General features: G+C 62.7%; 18 protein-coding genes, 1 tRNA gene and 1 pseudogene. 9 read left to right on the plus strand and 11 right to left on the minus strand.

All coding sequences use genetic code 11. From position 1 onward, the window contains the following. The first annotated feature begins 36 nt into the window (after positions 1 to 36). The 4 genes from OKW20_RS16540 to OKW20_RS16555 are packed head-to-tail and all read left to right on the plus strand — an operon-like array spanning position 37 to position 3,621. Positions 37 to 1,098 (plus strand): ABC transporter permease, encoded by a 1,062-nt coding sequence (locus OKW20_RS16540; protein WP_043611720.1) that lies wholly within the window; start codon positions 37 to 39, stop codon positions 1,096 to 1,098. After that, positions 1,095 to 2,027, plus strand: coding sequence for an ABC transporter permease (locus OKW20_RS16545; RefSeq protein WP_429173648.1), 933 nt, complete (start codon positions 1,095 to 1,097; stop codon positions 2,025 to 2,027). Before OKW20_RS16540 ends, OKW20_RS16545 begins: the two co-directional genes overlap by 4 nt. Then, positions 2,024 to 2,857: an ABC transporter ATP-binding protein gene (locus tag OKW20_RS16550; protein ID WP_429173650.1), complete on the plus strand. Its 834-nt coding sequence runs from the start codon at positions 2,024 to 2,026 to the stop codon at positions 2,855 to 2,857. The genes OKW20_RS16545 and OKW20_RS16550 overlap by 4 nt, the downstream gene beginning before the upstream one ends. Then, positions 2,854 to 3,621, plus strand: coding sequence for an ABC transporter ATP-binding protein (locus OKW20_RS16555; protein WP_192447022.1), 768 nt, complete (start codon positions 2,854 to 2,856; stop codon positions 3,619 to 3,621). The genes OKW20_RS16550 and OKW20_RS16555 overlap by 4 nt, the downstream gene beginning before the upstream one ends. Positions 3,622 to 3,698: 77 nt before the next feature. Here the strand turns inward: OKW20_RS16555 and OKW20_RS16560 are convergent, their stop codons facing one another. From OKW20_RS16560 to OKW20_RS16605, 10 genes are all read right to left on the minus strand, one after another. Continuing rightward, the gene (locus OKW20_RS16560; RefSeq protein ID WP_246764958.1) at positions 3,699 to 4,436 is read right to left on the minus strand and encodes a hypothetical protein; all 738 of its coding nucleotides are present in this window, start codon (positions 4,434 to 4,436) and stop codon (positions 3,699 to 3,701) included. A 191-nt stretch (positions 4,437 to 4,627) separates the two neighbouring features. Further along, entirely contained in the window at positions 4,628 to 5,860 is a 1,233-nt protein-coding gene (locus OKW20_RS16565) for a class I SAM-dependent methyltransferase (protein ID WP_429173653.1), read from the minus strand. Positions 5,861 to 5,868: 8 nt separating this feature from the next. After that, entirely contained in the window at positions 5,869 to 6,936 is a 1,068-nt protein-coding gene (gene rfbG, locus OKW20_RS16570) for a CDP-glucose 4,6-dehydratase (RefSeq protein ID WP_429173654.1), read from the minus strand. After that, positions 6,933 to 7,700, minus strand: a complete 768-nt coding sequence (rfbF, locus tag OKW20_RS16575; protein ID WP_429173656.1) for a glucose-1-phosphate cytidylyltransferase — start codon at positions 7,698 to 7,700, stop codon at positions 6,933 to 6,935. Before rfbF ends, rfbG begins: the two co-directional genes overlap by 4 nt. Before the next feature lie 100 nt (positions 7,701 to 7,800). Next, on the minus strand, positions 7,801 to 8,910 hold the full coding sequence (locus tag OKW20_RS16580; protein WP_429173658.1) for a DegT/DnrJ/EryC1/StrS family aminotransferase: 1,110 nt from the start codon (positions 8,908 to 8,910) through the stop codon (positions 7,801 to 7,803). Positions 8,911 to 9,009: 99 nt separating this feature from the next. Continuing rightward, entirely contained in the window at positions 9,010 to 10,161 is a 1,152-nt protein-coding gene (locus OKW20_RS16585) for a methyltransferase domain-containing protein (RefSeq protein WP_429173659.1), read from the minus strand. Continuing rightward, positions 10,158 to 11,015 (minus strand): phytanoyl-CoA dioxygenase family protein, encoded by an 858-nt coding sequence (locus tag OKW20_RS16590; protein WP_429173660.1) that lies wholly within the window; start codon positions 11,013 to 11,015, stop codon positions 10,158 to 10,160. Before OKW20_RS16590 ends, OKW20_RS16585 begins: the two co-directional genes overlap by 4 nt. Beyond that, positions 11,012 to 11,737 carry a WbqC family protein gene (locus OKW20_RS16595; RefSeq protein WP_429173661.1) on the minus strand — a complete coding sequence of 242 codons (726 nt, stop codon included), beginning with the start codon at positions 11,735 to 11,737 and terminating at the stop codon, positions 11,012 to 11,014. Before OKW20_RS16595 ends, OKW20_RS16590 begins: the two co-directional genes overlap by 4 nt. Position 11,738: 1 nt before the next feature. After that, entirely contained in the window at positions 11,739 to 12,275 is a 537-nt protein-coding gene (locus tag OKW20_RS16600) for a GNAT family N-acetyltransferase (protein ID WP_082005872.1), read from the minus strand. Next, positions 12,260 to 13,012 (minus strand): cephalosporin hydroxylase family protein, encoded by a 753-nt coding sequence (locus tag OKW20_RS16605; RefSeq protein ID WP_043611694.1) that lies wholly within the window; start codon positions 13,010 to 13,012, stop codon positions 12,260 to 12,262. The genes OKW20_RS16600 and OKW20_RS16605 overlap by 16 nt, the downstream gene beginning before the upstream one ends. A 188-nt stretch (positions 13,013 to 13,200) precedes the next feature. Here OKW20_RS16605 and rfbC point away from each other — a divergent pair, with 188 nt between their 5' ends. The 5 genes and pseudogenes from rfbC (at position 13,201) to OKW20_RS16630 (ending at position 16,342) form a co-directional block, all read left to right on the plus strand. Then, positions 13,201 to 13,761 carry a dTDP-4-dehydrorhamnose 3,5-epimerase gene (gene rfbC, locus OKW20_RS16610; RefSeq protein WP_429116151.1) on the plus strand — a complete coding sequence of 187 codons (561 nt, stop codon included), beginning with the start codon at positions 13,201 to 13,203 and terminating at the stop codon, positions 13,759 to 13,761. A 64-nt stretch (positions 13,762 to 13,825) separates the two neighbouring features. Next, positions 13,826 to 14,296, plus strand: coding sequence for an aminoacyl-tRNA deacylase (locus OKW20_RS16615; protein ID WP_429174502.1), 471 nt, complete (start codon positions 13,826 to 13,828; stop codon positions 14,294 to 14,296). A 229-nt stretch (positions 14,297 to 14,525) separates the two neighbouring features. Beyond that, complete coding sequence (locus OKW20_RS16620) at positions 14,526 to 14,840, plus strand: hypothetical protein (RefSeq protein WP_429173663.1); 315 nt, start codon at positions 14,526 to 14,528, stop codon at positions 14,838 to 14,840. A gap of 274 nt (positions 14,841 to 15,114) precedes the next feature. After that, positions 15,115 to 15,792 carry a L,D-transpeptidase gene (locus OKW20_RS16625; RefSeq protein WP_043611686.1) on the plus strand — a complete coding sequence of 226 codons (678 nt, stop codon included), beginning with the start codon at positions 15,115 to 15,117 and terminating at the stop codon, positions 15,790 to 15,792. Then, positions 15,789 to 16,342 (plus strand): annotated as a pseudogene (locus OKW20_RS16630) (OmpA family protein). Before OKW20_RS16625 ends, OKW20_RS16630 begins: the two are co-directional and overlap by 4 nt. A 113-nt stretch (positions 16,343 to 16,455) precedes the next feature. On the opposite strand, the gene OKW20_RS16635 reads toward OKW20_RS16630, so the two are convergent. Further along, positions 16,456 to 16,532, minus strand: a tRNA-Arg gene (locus OKW20_RS16635). Positions 16,533 to 16,566: the final 34 nt, after the last annotated feature.

Consider the following 16,566-nt stretch of genomic DNA (forward strand, 5'->3'; position numbering starts at 1 on the left):
TCGAAGGAATAAACCGAAAGGATCGTTCCCTTGAGCATGAGCGGAACAGGGACAGTGGACGGGCGCAAACGCGCCCGTCCCGGTAAGATCGTGGCAGCGGTGCTGCGCTTTCTTGTCGTTGTCATCACCACCTATCTCGGCCTTCTGGCCGTCACCTTTTTTATCGGTCGGGTCATTCCGATCGACCCGGTTCTGGCCGTTCTCGGCGACCGGGCGCCGACGCATGTCGTCGAAAGGACGCGCGAGGCGATGGGGCTCAATCTGCCCCTCTACCAACAATTCTTCATCTATGTCCGCCAGGCGCTGACCGGTGACTTCGGCATTTCGGTGCTGACGACCAATCCGGTCATGACCGACATCCGCCGCGTCTTCCCGGCGACCATGGAGCTCGCGACGCTCGGCACGCTCATAGGCGCCCTGTTCGGCGTTCCGCTCGGCGTGCTTGCCGCCGTCAAGCGCGGCAGCATTGCCGACCAGATCGTGCGCGTCATCGGCCTTGTCGGCTATTCCGTGCCGATCTTCTGGCTGGCGCTCCTGTCGCTGCTGGTGTTCTACGCGCGGCTGAAGTGGGTCGCCTATCCCGGCCGTATCGATATCGTGTTCGAATACACGTTCACGCCGATCACAGGTTTCTACCTGTTCGACGCGCTCTGGCAGCGGCAGTGGGACGTGCTCTGGGACGTGTTCCGCCACATCATCCTGCCGGCCTCGCTGCTCGGCTACTTCTCGCTCGCCTATATCAGCCGCATGACGCGCAGTTTCATGCTCAACGAGTTGCAGCAGGAATACATCGTCGCGGCGCGCGCCAAGGGCCTGTCGGAGACCCGGATCATCTGGGGCCATGCGCTCCGGAACGCGGCCGTGCCCCTCGTAACCGTGATTGCACTTTCCTACGCAGGCCTGCTTGAAGGTTCGGTCTTGACCGAAACCGTCTTCGCCTGGCCGGGCCTCGGTCTCTACATCACCAACTCGCTGCAGAATGCCGACATGAACGCCGTGCTTGGTGGCACCATCATCATCGGTTCGGTCTTCATCGGCATCAATCTCCTGTCCGATCTTCTCTACCGGACGCTCGACCCGAGGACGCGCCAGCGATGAGCACCGTTACCGAAACCCGTCCGATGACGCGTCGCGAATGGCTGTTGTCCGATCGCCCGCAGTCGCGCACCCAGGCGCGGCTCGGCCGCGCCTACATGACGTGGCAGCGCTTTGCCGCCAACAAGCTTGCCGTTCTCGGCTTGCTCATCCTGCTGGCGCTGGTCTTCATTGCCGCCTTCGCCGATCTCCTGGCGCCGCATTCGCCCTATATCGGCGATCTCGCCAACGCCCGTCTGCTGCCGCCGGGAACCCCTGGCTACCTGCTTGGCACCGACGATCTCGGCCGCGATATTCTCTCGCGGCTGATCCACGGCTCGCGGTTGACGCTGGCCGTCGTGCTTCTCGTTGCGATCATCGCAGCACCTGTCGGGCTCATCGTCGGCGCGGTCGCCGGCTATGCCGGCGGCTGGGTCGATGCCGTGCTGATGCGCATCACCGATATCTTTCTCGCCTTCCCGAAGCTGGTGCTGGCGCTCGCCTTCGTGGCAGCGCTCGGACCGGGCATCGAGAACGCCGTCATCGCGATCGCCATCACCTCCTGGCCGCCCTATGCGCGTATCGCCCGCGCCGAGACGCTGACGGTGCGTAACTCCGACTACATCGCCGCCGTGCAGCTCATGGGCGCGTCGCCGATCCGCATCGTCTTCCGCCACGTGATGCCGATGTGCATGTCGTCGCTGATCGTGCGCGTCACGCTCGACATGGCCGGCATCATCCTGACGGCTGCAGGCTTGGGCTTCCTTGGCCTCGGCGCTCAACCGCCGCTGCCCGAGTGGGGTGCGATGATCGCCTCGGGCCGCCGCTTCATCCTCGACCAGTGGTGGGTGGCAACCATGCCCGGCATCGCGATCCTGATCGTCAGCCTCGGCTTCAACCTGCTCGGTGACGGCCTGCGCGATGCGCTCGATCCGCGGGAGAGCGGCCAATGAGCGCGCTTCTGACCGTTGAAGACCTCAAGGTCTCGTTCCCGACCCGCACCGGCCTCGTCGAGGCCGTGCGTGGCGTCTCCTTCACGCTCGGCCGCGAACGCCTCGGCATCGTCGGCGAAAGCGGCTCCGGCAAGTCGCAGACCGGCCGGGCGATCATGGGGCTGACGCCGGGCCATGCGCAGGTGACGGCAAAGCAATTGAACTTTGACGGCATCGACCTGCTATCCGCATCGCCGAAGGTTCGCCGGGATCTGAGAGGCAAGCGCATTGCCATGATCCTGCAGGACCCGAAGTATTCGCTGAACCCGGTGATGAGCATCGGCCGGCAGATCGTCGAGACGCTGAGGCAGCACGAGAATGTCAGCCGCAGCGAAGCCCGGGAGAGGGCCCTCGACATGCTCTCGGCGGTGCAGATCCGCGATCCGAAGCGTGTCTATGAGCTCTATCCGCACGAGGTTTCGGGTGGCATGGGCCAGCGCGCGATGATCGCGATGATGCTTGTTGCCGGGCCGGAACTGCTGATCGCCGACGAGCCGACCTCGGCGCTCGACGTGACGGTGCAGCTCGAAGTGCTTGGCATCCTCGACAAGCTTGTGGCCGAGCGCGGCATGGGTTTGATCTTCGTATCGCACGACCTGCGGCTCGTCTCGTCCTTCTGCGACCGGGTGATCGTCATGTATGCCGGCCGGATCGTCGAGGAACTGGCCGCATCCGAGCTTGCCAATGCCAAGCATCCCTATACCCAAGGTTTGCTGAACTGCATGCCGGCAATCGGATCCGATCGTCATCCGCTGCCGGTTCTCGACCGCAAGCCGGAGTGGGCCCAATGACCTCTGCCGTTTCCGTTTCGAACCTTTCCGTCACCTATGACGAGTTCAAGGCGCTGAACGACGTCAGTGTCGAGATCGCACCCGGCGAATCCTTCGGGCTGGTCGGCGAGTCCGGATCGGGCAAGTCGACCTTGCTTCGGGCGATCGCCGGTCTCGCGCCGGTCACGGGCGGCACCATTCGCGTGCACGATCGTGTCCTGCAGGGGGCAAAACGCGACAAGGCCTTCTACCGCGCCGTGCAGATGGTGTTTCAGGATCCTTACGGCTCGCTGCACCCGCGTCAGACGATCGACCGGCAATTGCTGGAACCGCTGGCGGTCCACGGCGTTGCCGACGGCGAGCGCCGCATCCTGAAGGCGCTGGACGAGGTCGGTCTCGGGTCGGGTTTCCGTTTCCGTTATCCGCACCAGCTTTCGGGCGGTCAGCGCCAGCGCGTTGCGATCGCTCGCGCGTTGATCCTCGAGCCCTCGATCCTGCTGCTCGACGAGCCGACCTCGGCGCTTGACGCTTCGGTGCAGGCGGAAGTGTTGAACCTGCTCGAACAGGTTCGGCGCGACCATAAGCTGACCTTCATCATGGTCAGCCATGACCTCGGCGTCGTCACCCATATGTGTGACCGGCTGGCGGTGATGCAGGGTGGACGCGTGGTCGAGCGCTTGTCCTCAGCGGACCTCGTCGCCGGGCGTATCGGTGAGGATTACACGCGCAGCCTCATGGTCGCGAGCAAGGGCTTTCAGCGCAAGGACGCTGCCGCGACAGCGTGACGGTATGGATACAAGCGGGGCCATCGTCCCGCTTGTATCGCTTCGTTTCGAAGCACCCGGTGCCCGGGCCCGGCCGCTTAAGCGCTTTGCCGCCAGACCGAGGTCGAGTCGGTGATCACCTTCTGGATGCGGCGCTGCTCGCGCCATTCCCGACCCATATCCTTGATGACCGGCTGCGACTCGGGCGAGAAGATATAGTTGCGGCGGCTGGCGACATAAGCCTCCATCGCCGGGTTGACGCCCGAATAGAACTGCTTCTCCGGATCGCGCGAGAGGTCCATCAGACCGGCGCATTGGCGCGCGAAGTCGCCGCGAAGGATCGACGGCGACGTCGTGAATTTCGGGAACGTGCGAAACAGCGGGATCTTGATCCCGAACAGATACGCGTATTCGTTGCGCCGGTGGAAATGGCCCTTGCGGCGGATATCCCAGTTCTGGTCCGCCGTATGGAACGAGACCTGGCTGATCGCCGGATCGGCGAACGGCGTCAGCAGTTCCTCACCCATGTCCCGCAGCGAGATCCAGTCGTCCTCCAGATGGAAGACGTAGTCGGCGCTGGTGGCCGACCAGAGCTTCGCGACGGCCGCGCAAAAGCCCGGGCTCTCGGGCTGGAATACGGTTCCGTCGGGGAAATGGTTGCGGAAAATCTCGACGCAGGCGCGATGATCCTCTTCCGACCCGAAAACCGGATCGAGATTGAGATAGGCGCCGCGCAGGTCGAGCCTGGAAAAGATTTTGTCCCGGAAACTCGCCAGCGTCTGGGCAAGCAGGTCCGGGCGCCGGGTGGCGACAAGGCATAGGTCAATCGTGGACATAGCACCTCCTTGGGTGCATTTTTTTCAACCGTCAATACCCACGCCAGCCCTGACGTTCACTTAGATCGTGCCGAATTTACGGCAAAGTCACCGAATTTACGGCAAAGCGACCTAAGGCGATCAATAAAGTCGATTTTGGTTGGCTCAACGCGGTCTGGTTGAGAACTGTCCACACGTCCCGGTCTCTCGTATTAGAAGACGCTCAGCTTCGGAATGGCGACGACGAAGCGGCCGCCCCAGTCGCGAATTGCCTCGTTGTCTGCGACGATTTCGGTCTTCAGGTTCCAGGGCAGGATGACGAGATAGTCGGGCTTCGCATCCTCGATCACCGTCGGCGCGTGCACCGGAATATGGGTGCCGGGCAGGAGCTTGCCCTGCTTCAGGTCGTTGCGATCGACGGCGAAGGCGATCTCGCTGGGCGACAGGCCGCAGACATTGAGGAAGGTGTTGCCCTTCGCGGCGGCGCCATAGGCGGCTACGGTTTTTCCCTCTGCCTTGGCGTTTGCCAGGAAGTTCTGAAAATCCTTGCAGACGGCGGCAATGCGGTCGTCGAATGCCGTATAGGTCTCCATCCGCATCAGCCCGGCCAGCGCCTCGGTCGCCCGCAACCGCTCGAGCTCCAGCGTCGCCTCGCGTACGCCGGATCTCAGCTGCGCATAGACGCGCAGCGAGCCGCCATGGGTCGGCAGTTCCTCGACGTCGAAGACCTTGAGGCCGGAACTTTCGAAGATGCGTTCGACGGCCGCCAGGGACAGATAGGAATAGTGCTCGTGGTAGATCGTGTCGAATTGCACGCCTTCCATCAGGCGCAGTAGGTGGGGGAACTCGAACGTCGCAACGCCATCGGGCTTCAGCAGGATGGCGAAGCCGCCGACGAAGTCGGCGATATCGGGAACATGGGCGAGCACGTTGTTGGCTGCCGTGAGGTCGGCACGAATGCCGCGCTTGACGAGTTCCGTTGCCGTCTCCCGTCCAAAGAAGGCGACCTCGGTCGGCACCTGCCGCTCCTCGGCCAGTCGCGCGGCATTGGCGGCCGGCTCGATGCCGAGTGCCGGGATGCCCTTGGCGACGAAATACTGCAGCAGATAGCCGTCATTCGAGGCGATCTCGACCACCTGCGAATTGTTATCGAGCGCGAAGCGTTCGGTCATGCTCTCGGCATAGCGGCGCGCGTGTTCGAGCCAGCTTGTCGAGAAGGAGGAGAGGTAGGCATAGCCGTCGGTGAAAATCTCGTCGGCCGGCACGTTTTCCGTCGTCTGCACCAGCAGGCACTCGGAGCAGACCATCGCTTTCAACGGGAACGAGCGCTCGCGGGCGATGGCTTCCTGCGTCGGTTCGAGAAAGGAATTGGACCAGGGTGTGGAACCCAGGTCGGCAACGACGGTCTTGAGCGGTGTCGAGCAGAAACGGCAGTTGTGGGACATCGAAGTCGTTAGCCTCTCATGAATGCGTCGATTTGGCTGAGTGTCAGGTCGCGGGCATCGGCGCCGCGGCGCCAGCCGTCGTACCAGCGCGCGGTCCAGGCGATGGCCTCGTCCTGGGATAGTCGTGTTGCCCATGGCAGCGTCCTTGCGGCGAGCGCCGGGTCGAGGCCGAGCGTCTTCATCTCGTGCGGCTGGTCCTCGGATGAGGTGTCGCGCCATTGCGCGGGCAAGCCCATTGCTGTCTGGATCGCGGCGGCAACGTCGCGGACGGGGATCTGTCGCTCGTCCGGAGCCGGGCCGAAATTCAGCGCGGTCACATCGGTCTCGCCGCCATGAAGCGCCTCGGCATAGACGAAGTATCCGTTCAGGCAGTCGAGAACGTGCTGCCAGGGCCGTGTCGCCATGGGGCTGCGGATGTCCAGCGTCTCGCCCGAGAGGGCAGCACGAACGATATCCGGAACCAGCCGGTCAGCGGAAAAATCGCCGCCGCCGAGCACGTTGCCGCCACGGGCGGTCGCCATCCTTACGCCGCGTTCACGCAGATAGGAATCCCGCCAGGTCGAAACGACCAGCTCGCAGGCGGCTTTCGAACCGGAATAGGGATCATGGCCGCCGAGCACGGCGTCTTCCGGAAAATGGCGGCCGCTTTCGTCGTTGCGGTAGACCTTGTCCGTGGTGACGACCAGAACAGTCTTGAGGGCAGGGGCCGCGCGTGCCGCCTCCAACAGGCGCACCGTGCCCATGACGTTGACGTCGAAGGTTTCGACCGGCGTCCGGTAGCTCTCGCGAACCAGGGGCTGGGCCGCCATGTGAAGGACGATCTGCGGGTCGCAGGCGCGCACGGCAGATGCGAGGGCCTCGCCGTCGCGGATGTCGGCGAAATGTTCGTTCGCGGCAGTTTCAGACCCGAGCAGTTCGTGCAGCGAAGGGGTGGTCGCCGGCGACAGGCCGTAGCCGGTGACCTTGGCGCCCATCTGCGTCAGCCACAGGCGGGCCCAGCTTCCCTTGAAGCCGGAGTGACCCGTCAGCATCACCCGTTTTCCGGCCCAGAAAGACGGGTCTGCAAGCCTGCTCATGCCCAGACTTTCCAAGGGGCCGTTCCGCTCTGCCAGAGGTCTTCAAGCTGGTTCTTGTCGCGCAGCGTATCCATCGGCCGCCAGAAGCCTGCGTGCTCGAACGCCATCAGCTGGCCTTCCGCGGCGAGACCCTCCAGAGGTTCCGCTTCGAACGGCGTGTGGTCGCCTTCGATGCGATCGAGCACCGAACGGTTGAGAACGAAGAAGCCGCCATTGATGTGACCGTTGTCGCCGGCCGGCTTCTCGATGAAGCTTCTGACCCGTCCGTCGCTGACGGCAAGCGCGCCATAGCGGCCTGGCGGGACCACGCTGGTGACCGTCGCCTGGCGGCCATGATGGCGGTGAAAATCGGTCAGCGCCTTGATGTCGATGTCGGCAACGCCGTCACCATAGGTGAGGCAGAAGGTATCGCCGAGATGGTCGGCCACGCGCTTCAGGCGTCCGCCGGTCATGGAGTCCGTTCCGGTATCGACGAGTGTCACGCGCCAGGGCTCGGCCTTGTTCGAATGAAACAGGGTTTCGCCCGTCGCCATGCAATAGGTGACGTCGGAGGAATGCAGGACATAGTTGGCGAAATATTCCTTGATCATGTAGCCGCGATAGCCGAGGCAGATGACGAAGTCCGAAAAGCCGTAGTGGCTGTAGATCTTCATGATGTGCCACAGGATCGGCCGGCCGCCGATTTCGATCATCGGCTTCGGCCGGAGGTGGCTCTCCTCCGAGATGCGCGTTCCGTAACCACCTGCGAGAATGACGATTTTCATGCGACCCAGTCCCGTGCTTGCGTCCGCCCCCGGCACGACGCATTCCTGACTTCTAATATCCGGGCGAGCTTGCGCGTGGGTGGTCTCCGAAACGCTGTGGTCAGGCGGCGAGGCAGCCGCGCAGGACCTCGACCACACGGCCGATCTCGTCGGATGTCATATCGTGATAGCTCGGCAGGTTGATCGCGCGGCCGGGCAGGTCGTAGGCCACGGTGTTTTTCGGCACCTCGTCAAAGGGCGGCAACGAACTCAGCGGCCAGAAAAAGACGCGGGCGTCGATGTTTTCAGCCGCAAAGGCGCCCTGAAGAGCCTCCCGGGTGACGCCGGCTTCCGGCGCAAAGACGACGGTCGGCATCCAGAAGCCGTTCTTCGTTCCCTCGGGCTCCGGATTCATGGCAATGGCGTTCACGCCAGAAAGTTGCTCGCGATAGGCGTAGAAGATCTCGCGCTTGCGATCGACGAGTTCGCCGACGCGCTCGATCTGTGCGAGGCCGATGGCGGCCTGCAGGTTCGACATCTTGTATTTGAAGCCGATCTCGTCCGGCCAGAACTGCTTTTTCTGCCCCCGCGCGCGCCCGTGATTGGAAAGCGTCAGCACCTTTTCGTAGAGCGTCTCGTCGCTGGTGACGAACATGCCGCCTTCGCCCGTCGTCACGGTCTTAGTGCCGTGGAAGGAGAAAGCGCCAAAAGCGCCGAGCGATCCGGCCTTGTGGCCATGCCAATCGGATCCGAGCGCCTCTGCGGCATCCTCGACGACGGGGATGTTGTGCCGGGCGCCGATCTCAAGCAGGCGATCCATGTCGCAGAGATTGCCGTAGATATGGACGGCGATGATCGCCTTGGTTTTCGGCGTGATCGCTGCTTCCGCCTTTTCCGGATCGATGCACCAGCTGTCGGCAAGCACGTCGACGAAGACCGGTTTCGCGCCGAGGTGAACGATCGGTGCGGCAGACGCCGTCCAGTTGGTGTCCGCAAGGATCACTTCGTCGCCGGGCCCGACGCCGAGTGCGGCAAGGCCCATATGCAGTGCGCCGGTGCAGCTCGATGTCGAGATCGCGTGCGTCGTGCCGAGATGCGCAGCAAAGGCCGCCTCGAAACGGTTGATGTAGTCGTAGCAGCGCTCGCCCCAGCCATTGGCCGCCGCATCGGTCGCATAGGCCACTTCACGGTCGGTGATCGAGGGTTTGGTGTAGAGGATGCGGGGTTTCATGGGGAGCGCTTGGTGAATCGGGAGGTCGTACGGGGCGAGGGGTGCCGGGCGGGATTTCACGATGTTTCGTCCCGCTCCGGCCTCTTGTGAGCGCTCTTGTCAGAGCCAGACGTGGTCGAGCCCATCCCGCTGCAGCCAGGGTTGCGCGGCAATCGCAGCACGGGCCTTGAGCGGGTTGAGGCCGATGAACAGCGCTTCGGCTTCCGTCGGCAGTTCCTCGGGGGGGAGGACCGGGATCCCGAAATGGGTGGCGCCTTGAAGGCTTGCATTGCGATCGAGGAACGCCACGACATCAACGGATCCGCCGATCCGGCCGTAGATCCAACTGCCGTAGAAGCCAGCGCCGTAGATTGCAACCTTGCGTCTGGCATAGTTCTGAGTGTCATCCCGGAGCTTTCCAGATGCCTGATCCCAGAACTCGCAGATCTCGCGGGCTTGCTTGGCCGCGTCTTCTGCTGAGGCAGAGGAGGCGGCCGATTGCGTCGCCATCTCGATGCGCCTTGCCACAACGAAAAAGGCACCGGGAAACGATGTTTTGTCGATGGTCTGCAACCGAAAGCCAGCGCATGCCAGCGCGTAGGCAATCGATGCTTCGCTGAAGTGGTTGAGATGGTCGGCCACTGCCATATCGCCCGGATTGGCGGCAACATCGGGGATCGAGAACAGGAACGCACCGTCAGGCTGCAGGAGCGCGCGCACGTCACGCATGAAGCCGACCGGGTCGGCCACATGCTCGATGACGAAATGGCTCATGATGGCATCAAACGTCCCTTGCCAGGCGTCCGGCACCGAGTAGGTAGCCTGTGCGGCCTGCGGCACCCAACTCTGCCAGGCGGCCGCGTAGTCGGAGCTGACATCGAAAACATACGGGCGCAGATCGCTGCGGCTGACGGTCATCTTTCGCAGGGTATCGGCCTTGGCGGCGCCGTAGTCGAGGATCGAGGCTCCCTCGGGCAGGTCGAGCAGCCGGAGTGCCAGTGCTGCCTGATGGTCGGTGCGATAGGTGATTGCGCCATCCGCCGAAACTGCGAAGATCTGGTCGTGATTTTCGCTGTTCAGTGAGATCCGGTAGCCCGTATCGTAGAAGGCCTGAATATCGGGAATGTCGTCGCTCTGCGCGTGGCCACAGCCTGCGCATACGAAAACCCGCGTCGGCGCGTCGAGCAGCGTCATGATCGATGTCAATGCGGGGGCGGGCACCTCATAGGTCGCACTCCCAATATGGCCGCCACAAACCCGGCAGGCCGTCATGCAAGCTCTCCTTCCGGTGCCACCAGTTCCGGCAGCACTTCAGCGAACTTGACGCCGGCGGCGAACGAGCCCTTCCAGCCGATGCGAACGCCGACGGGTTCGGCGAAGTTGAAATAGCGGAACTGAATGCTCCAGCGCGGCGTCTGCGAAACGTTGTGGCCGGACTGATGCAGTGTCAGGAAATCCATCAGGATCAGGTCGCCGGGCTTGCTGAGCGGGGCAACGTGCTTGTAGCGCGCCAGGCGCTCCTCGCCCCTGTGCAGGTGCAGCGCGTAGGCGCCAGTCTTGCCGACACCGGCATCGTCCTCATAGACGGGGACCAGCCCTTCGGCCTGCGATCCTTCGGCGATCTGAACCGGGCCCATATCGGCCGTCACCGGCAGCAGCGGGGTCCAGAAGACGATTCCGTCGAGGCTGCGCAGTTGCGATGGGAATTCCTGGTGCCACTGTGCGCGGAACTTCTCTTCCCCGGGATTGTCGATGCGCATGCCATAGCCGCCGGCGGCAATGCCCGGCATGCTGCCGGGGCGCAGCGCCTTGAAGACATCGTCGTTGGCGGCCGAACTCACCAGGCGCATGAAGGCGGGTATCTGCTTGACTGCATCGTAGACCTCGCCGCCCCAGGAGCGGTTGACCGCAATCAGCTTGCGGTAGGCGATGGTCATCGCCTCATGCGCAGTACCGGTCGGTGCGTCGACGCCATACTTCTTGCAGATCAGTTCGAGAACCTGGCGCACGCCCTCCTGGATTGGGGCGACCTCCGACTGGATGTCGTAGAAGCCGGGAACGACGTGATAGCCATTGGCGTTGAATTCCTGGCGCGCGCTTTCGGAGATGATGGTGCCCTTTTTCATGATACGCCTGTTTCCTCCTTCAGGAATTCCTGCCATGGGGTGGTCGTTGGTAACAAATGCTTGCGTGCGTCCGGGCCGGTGCGCGCGATAAGGTCCAGCACGGAAACATAGGGCGTGAAGGTTTCGCGAGGCTGTGGCCACGGCGTGCAGCTGTAATTCATGTATTCGACGTTGACGCCGGCCGCCTCGAAAGCGTGATGATCGAGGTAATTGGCCGCACCATGCCCGGTCAAATAGCGCGTGCCTCCCGCCGAAAGCACCAGGTCGAGCACCCGTTGCCACGAGGTGCCTTCGATCGCCATCTCGCTGGAGCGTCGGCAGGCCCGGCCGGCGACGACGCCGAGGTAGCGAGCGGGGATGTCGATGCTGGCAATCAGAAGATCGCAGATCGCGTCGTGGGCATAAACCTCGTCGAAGATTGCCAGCGCATCATCGATGTAGGGCGCGGCGCTCAGCGACTGGCGCAGGAGCGAGCGATGGCTGGTCCGCCAGGTGTCGCCGGTTGCCGACAGGTTCTGGATCTTCTGGAAGCTGCCCTTGCCGGCAAGAGGAATCGTCATCCAGCTTCGGTCGTCACCGTTCAGGAGCTGGATACGATTGGTGAAGCTGCCCTTCGAAAATTGCGCATCATCGAGATAGATGTAGCTATCGGCGAGCATCAGCTGCTCGAAGAAGCCCGGCCAGGGAAAAAGCATCGGCTGGGAAATGACGACGGCTGTCATGTCAGGTCAGTTTCAGCTTTCGCTCGAGGAGGAGAACATTATGGGTCTCGCCGAGACTGTCGGTGAAGTGATCTTCCAGCGTGCCGACAACATGGTAGCCGACCGAGAGGTTGAGTCGCAGCGCGGCAAAATTGTCGACCCGGACTTCCGAGAGCAGCTTGATCAGGCCAAGCTCTTCGCGGGCGACGCGCACGAGTTCTCTCAGCGTGGCCTGGCCGAGGCCTCGCCCGCGCGCCTTCGCGGCCAGCGAAATGCCACCGAAACCGGTGCGGTTCTTTCGGTGAACCTGGCTGACCTGGGTGTATCCGACGGGCTCGTCCGCTGCGGTGTCGACGATCATCCGGAACATGCCGCCCGGATCCTGGCGTCGGCGCTCGACCCAGGCCCGCAACGAGGCGTCGTCCAGCGCGTCCGGAACGGTCAACAGCAGCGATTGCAGCGGCAGATCCCGGCGCAGTTCGAAAAGGAGGGGGAGATCGTCCTCGATAACATCGCGAAAGGCAACGCGGCCTACGTCCGATCCTACTTCTTGACGCAACGCAGGTAGCCTCCTGGCGAACTGGAAAGGACGAGCTTACCGTTCAGTACCTCATCGACCGCGAAGCGATCTGTTTCCTTGAGATAGGCGTTGAGCGCAGCATACGGCTCGTCGCCGGGATGCCAGACTTTTGAGCGCTTCGTCGGTGTCTGGGATGCTTCGCCCCAGCCAAGCAGCGTGTCGGCAACGACCGCATACTGCCCCTCGGTCACCAGCGGACCATAGGTGCGCAATTCATCCAGTACGTGGTCGCGGCTGTGGTCGCTGTCGAGCACGATCATCACCGAAGCGCCCGGCGGAATCTCGGCCTTCACCTTCTCAAGCGTCTCGGCCGCAGTCGACGGGCCCTCGATCAGCTTGATGCGGGGGGACATCGGGTGATTTTCGATCGAATCGCGGTTATGGGCGCGAATGTCGATGTCCACGCCAATGACCTTGCCCTTGCCGATCAGCTGCAGCATCGCCGCCATGAAGATCACCGAGCCGCCGCGCGCGACGCCCGTTTCGATGATAATGTCGGGCTTGGTGTTCCAGATGACTTCCTGGGTCGCCATCACATCGGCCGGCATCTGGATGATCGGCACGCCCATGAAGGACCAAAGATAGGAGTAGTCGTACTTGTCGAGCGTTACCAGGGTGTCGAGCGACTGCTGGAAGGCGTCCTCGTCCTTGCCGAGCGCGAGCGCCATTTCCGTCTTGTGGGCTTCGAATGCGAGACGATCGTCTTCCACTGCCATTGCTGCCTGACACCCTTTTTCGGATACAACCTACGGATACGCCTCGACCGCGATCGCGATAAATGGCGCTTTCACCGATTCGTAACGCTTTCCTGTGAACGCTTTCATGTCGGCAATTGCAAATACGGTCAAGGCCGGTTTCTTAAGGGCGAAAAGACGGGTAGAGCTTGGTTCTGGCGGAAGGAACCATGTCGCGATTCGATCGAATTTCTACACCCATAGCAGGTCTCATCGTCGTCGAGCGGCAACGCAGAGGCGATGATCGCGGTTTCTTTTCGCGCTTCTTCTGTCGCGAGGCGCTGGCCGATTTCGGTGGCGATGGAAAGATCGCGCAGATCAACCACACCCTGACGCAGGCAGCAGGCACGATCCGTGGCCTGCACTTCCAGCAGGCGCCGCACGACGAGGCGAAATTCGTCTCTTGCCTTTCCGGCGCGGTCTTCGATGTGGCGGTCGACCTGCGGCCGGATTCGCCGACCTATCTGCAATGGCACGGCGAAGTGCTGAGCGCGGACAACGGCCGCTCGATGATGATCCCCGGCGGTTTCGCCCATGGGTTCCAGACGCTGACCGAGGATTGCGAGTTGATCTATCTGCACGACAAGCCCTATGCGCCCGAGGCCGAAGGCGGGCTCAACCCGCTCGATCCAAGGCTCGCGATCGACTGGCCCCTGGCGGTCTCGCAGATGTCGCCGCGCGACCAGGCGCTCCCCTTGCTGCCGAACAGGATCGCCGCCGCCCGTCGTTGACTTCGTGAGGGATGGGAGGACAATGACCTCCCCGCGCCACCACGAGAGAGAAGGGGTGTCGACGATGACGATCGCCAGAAAACTTAAGGACTATATCGACGGTTCGGGTGTCGCCTACGACACCGTTGACCATCACCGCACCGCGACCACCAGTCAGACGGCACGAGCCGCGCATGTGCCGGGCAGCCGGCTTGCCAAGTCCGTGGTCGTTCACCACGAAATGGGCTACGTGCTCGCCGTCGTGCCGAGCACGCACCGGGTCGAACTCTCGACCCTGCAGGACGTGATGGACCGCCGCCTCGGCCTCGCCTCGGAAGAGGAAGTCTGCAATCTCTTCGCCGATTGCGACATCGGCGCCGTGCCGCCGGTCGGTTCGGCCTATGACGTTCCGGTTCTGCTCGACGAAAGCCTCGGCGATGTGAGTGACGTCTATTTCGAGGGCGGCGATCACCGGACGCTGGTCCATATGAGCGGCGCGAATTTCCGCAACCTGATGCGGGGCGCGCAGATCGCTCGCTTCAGCCATCCGGCGTGACCGGCCGTTCAGGACGATCTTGTTTGCGCTGGCGTGCCGCCGGCCGCCTGTTCCTTGGCGCCATCCGCGTGAAGCGGTAAGGAGCGGCCAACCGCTGGTCGAGATTTGCTGCGCCTGAATCTGGCCAATCGGGCTTGTCAAAGCGCACGCTTGGCGGCACGATCGCGCTCGACAGACACCTTTATCTAACTGGGTTGGGGGATCGATGGTGCGCATACGCTCTGCGAATATGTCCAAGTCTCTGGCAGTACTGCTGGTTGCGACCAGCGTTCAGGCCTTCGGTTCGCCGGCACGTTCCGAAGGCGTCCTGTTCGATCAATTTCCGTTTGCCGTCGCCTGCGAATACAAGGGCACCCAGCACGCCTTCTATCTGTCCAAGGTGACGGCGGATGGAACCGCAACCTATCAGGCGTCTGACAACTTCGCCGGTACGATCACGCTGGACGGCGCGGCCAAGGCGGTTGGCTCCGATGCCGGCGGAAGCTGCCTTGGAAAGACGCTCGCCGAGCTGCGAGCCTCAGGGCAGGCACGCGATATCAAGTAATCTGCCTTGTGTTGTCGGCGATCGCGGCCGATGCTCGCCCGGTGCTTGAGATGCGCCCGGCGCAGCGTCGCTTTGTGGCGGTGAGGCAAAGGGAAGCTCATCTGTTGTGAGCTTTGATGGTGTCTCCTACCTGTCCTGTTGGCGCCCACAGCGAGAAGAGCAATCTATTGGGCGGCCGTCATGAAAGAATCGATGCTTGAGAATTTTCTGTTGTAGCAGTTCAAAAATCTGATTTACTGCAGCCTCGCTAATTGGCTTTCGGGGGATATTGCCGATGGTGTGGACCCGCAGGGAAACTATGCTTGGTGGTTTGGCGCTGCTTGGCGCCAACGCGCTTCAGAGCCCGGCACTCGCAAAGGCGACATCCTATTTTTCCGGCCCGGCCGTCGATAACGGCGTCACATACCGGAGCACCAATTTCGCCAATATCGACAGGAAATGGCAACGCCAGGTCGTCAAATACTTCAGCAGCGAGCCGATCGGCACCGTCGTCGTCGATACCAGGCACCACTTTCTCTACCTGATCATGGAGAACAAGACGGCCATCCGCTATGGCGTCGGTGTCGGGAAAGAGGGCTTCAAGTGGTATGGCCGCGCGACGATCGACCGCAAGTCGCTCTGGCCGCGCTGGACGCCGCCGCCGGAGATGCGCGAGCGCCACCCCGAACTGCCTGAGTTCGTCGAGGGCGGCTCGCCGAAAAATCCGCTCGGTCCCCGCGCCATGTACCTGCTGCGCGACGGCGTCGATACCGGCTACCGCTTCCATGGCACGCTGGAGCCCGGCAGCATCGGCAAGGATGCCTCCAGCGGCTGCATCCGCATGTTCAACGAGGATGCGATCGACCTCTACCAGCGTTGTCCGATCGGCACGGCGGTGCAGGTGCTGCCGCATATCGCCGACAAGGCCCCCGAGGTCAGCCAAGCAACCCCGGTCGCAACTCCGGTCGAATGAGGAATATCACCCGATGCCCGCTATGACCGGATTGACGAGGCTGCTGTCGGCGGCCGCCATTCTCTTGACGCTTGCTTCCTGCAACACCACCGAAATCGCCGCGGTCGAAGAGCCAGCAGCCGTGCCGATGACCGGAAAAACCGACGACCCGGCGCCTGGCTTCGAGACCGTTTCCGTCGGCACCGAGGAGGACTTTATCCTCAATGTCGGCCGCCGGACCTACTTCACCCAGGATTCTTCCACACTCGACAGCGTCGCCAAGGCGACGCTCGACAAGCAGGCGACCTGGCTCAACAGCAACCCGCGCTGGCTGGTGAAACTGCAGGGCTTCTCCGACGACAGCGGCTCCGCCTCCAAGATGGAGACCCTGTCGCAGAAACGCGCCGACGCGGTGATGGCCTATCTGGTGTCCAAGGGCGTCGACCCCAACCGCCTCTGGGCCAAGGGCTACGGCAACGACCGCGAAGTGCGCGACTGCACCGAGCGCTCCTGCAAGGTCCAAAACCGCCGCGTTGTCTCCAATCTCAGGATGGAACGCGACGCGACTTGAGCGGGCTCTGTTCGCAAAAGCAGAACTCGCTCGCGAGAATCATTGTGCGCAGGCGGATGAGCGCTTTTGCGGGTCAGTTCGCTTAAAGGCGGACAGTCTGGCTGAAACTTAAATGGCGCACCCGACAGGATTCGAACCTGTGACCTTTGGAATCGGAATCCAACACTCTATCCAGCTGAGCTACGGGTGCATCCGTTTGGCGGCAGGGCCGCCGAAGCAGGCTG

Source organism: Ensifer sp. LBL, from assembly GCF_050435225.1.
Taxonomy (GTDB): Bacteria; Pseudomonadota; Alphaproteobacteria; order Rhizobiales; family Rhizobiaceae; genus Ensifer.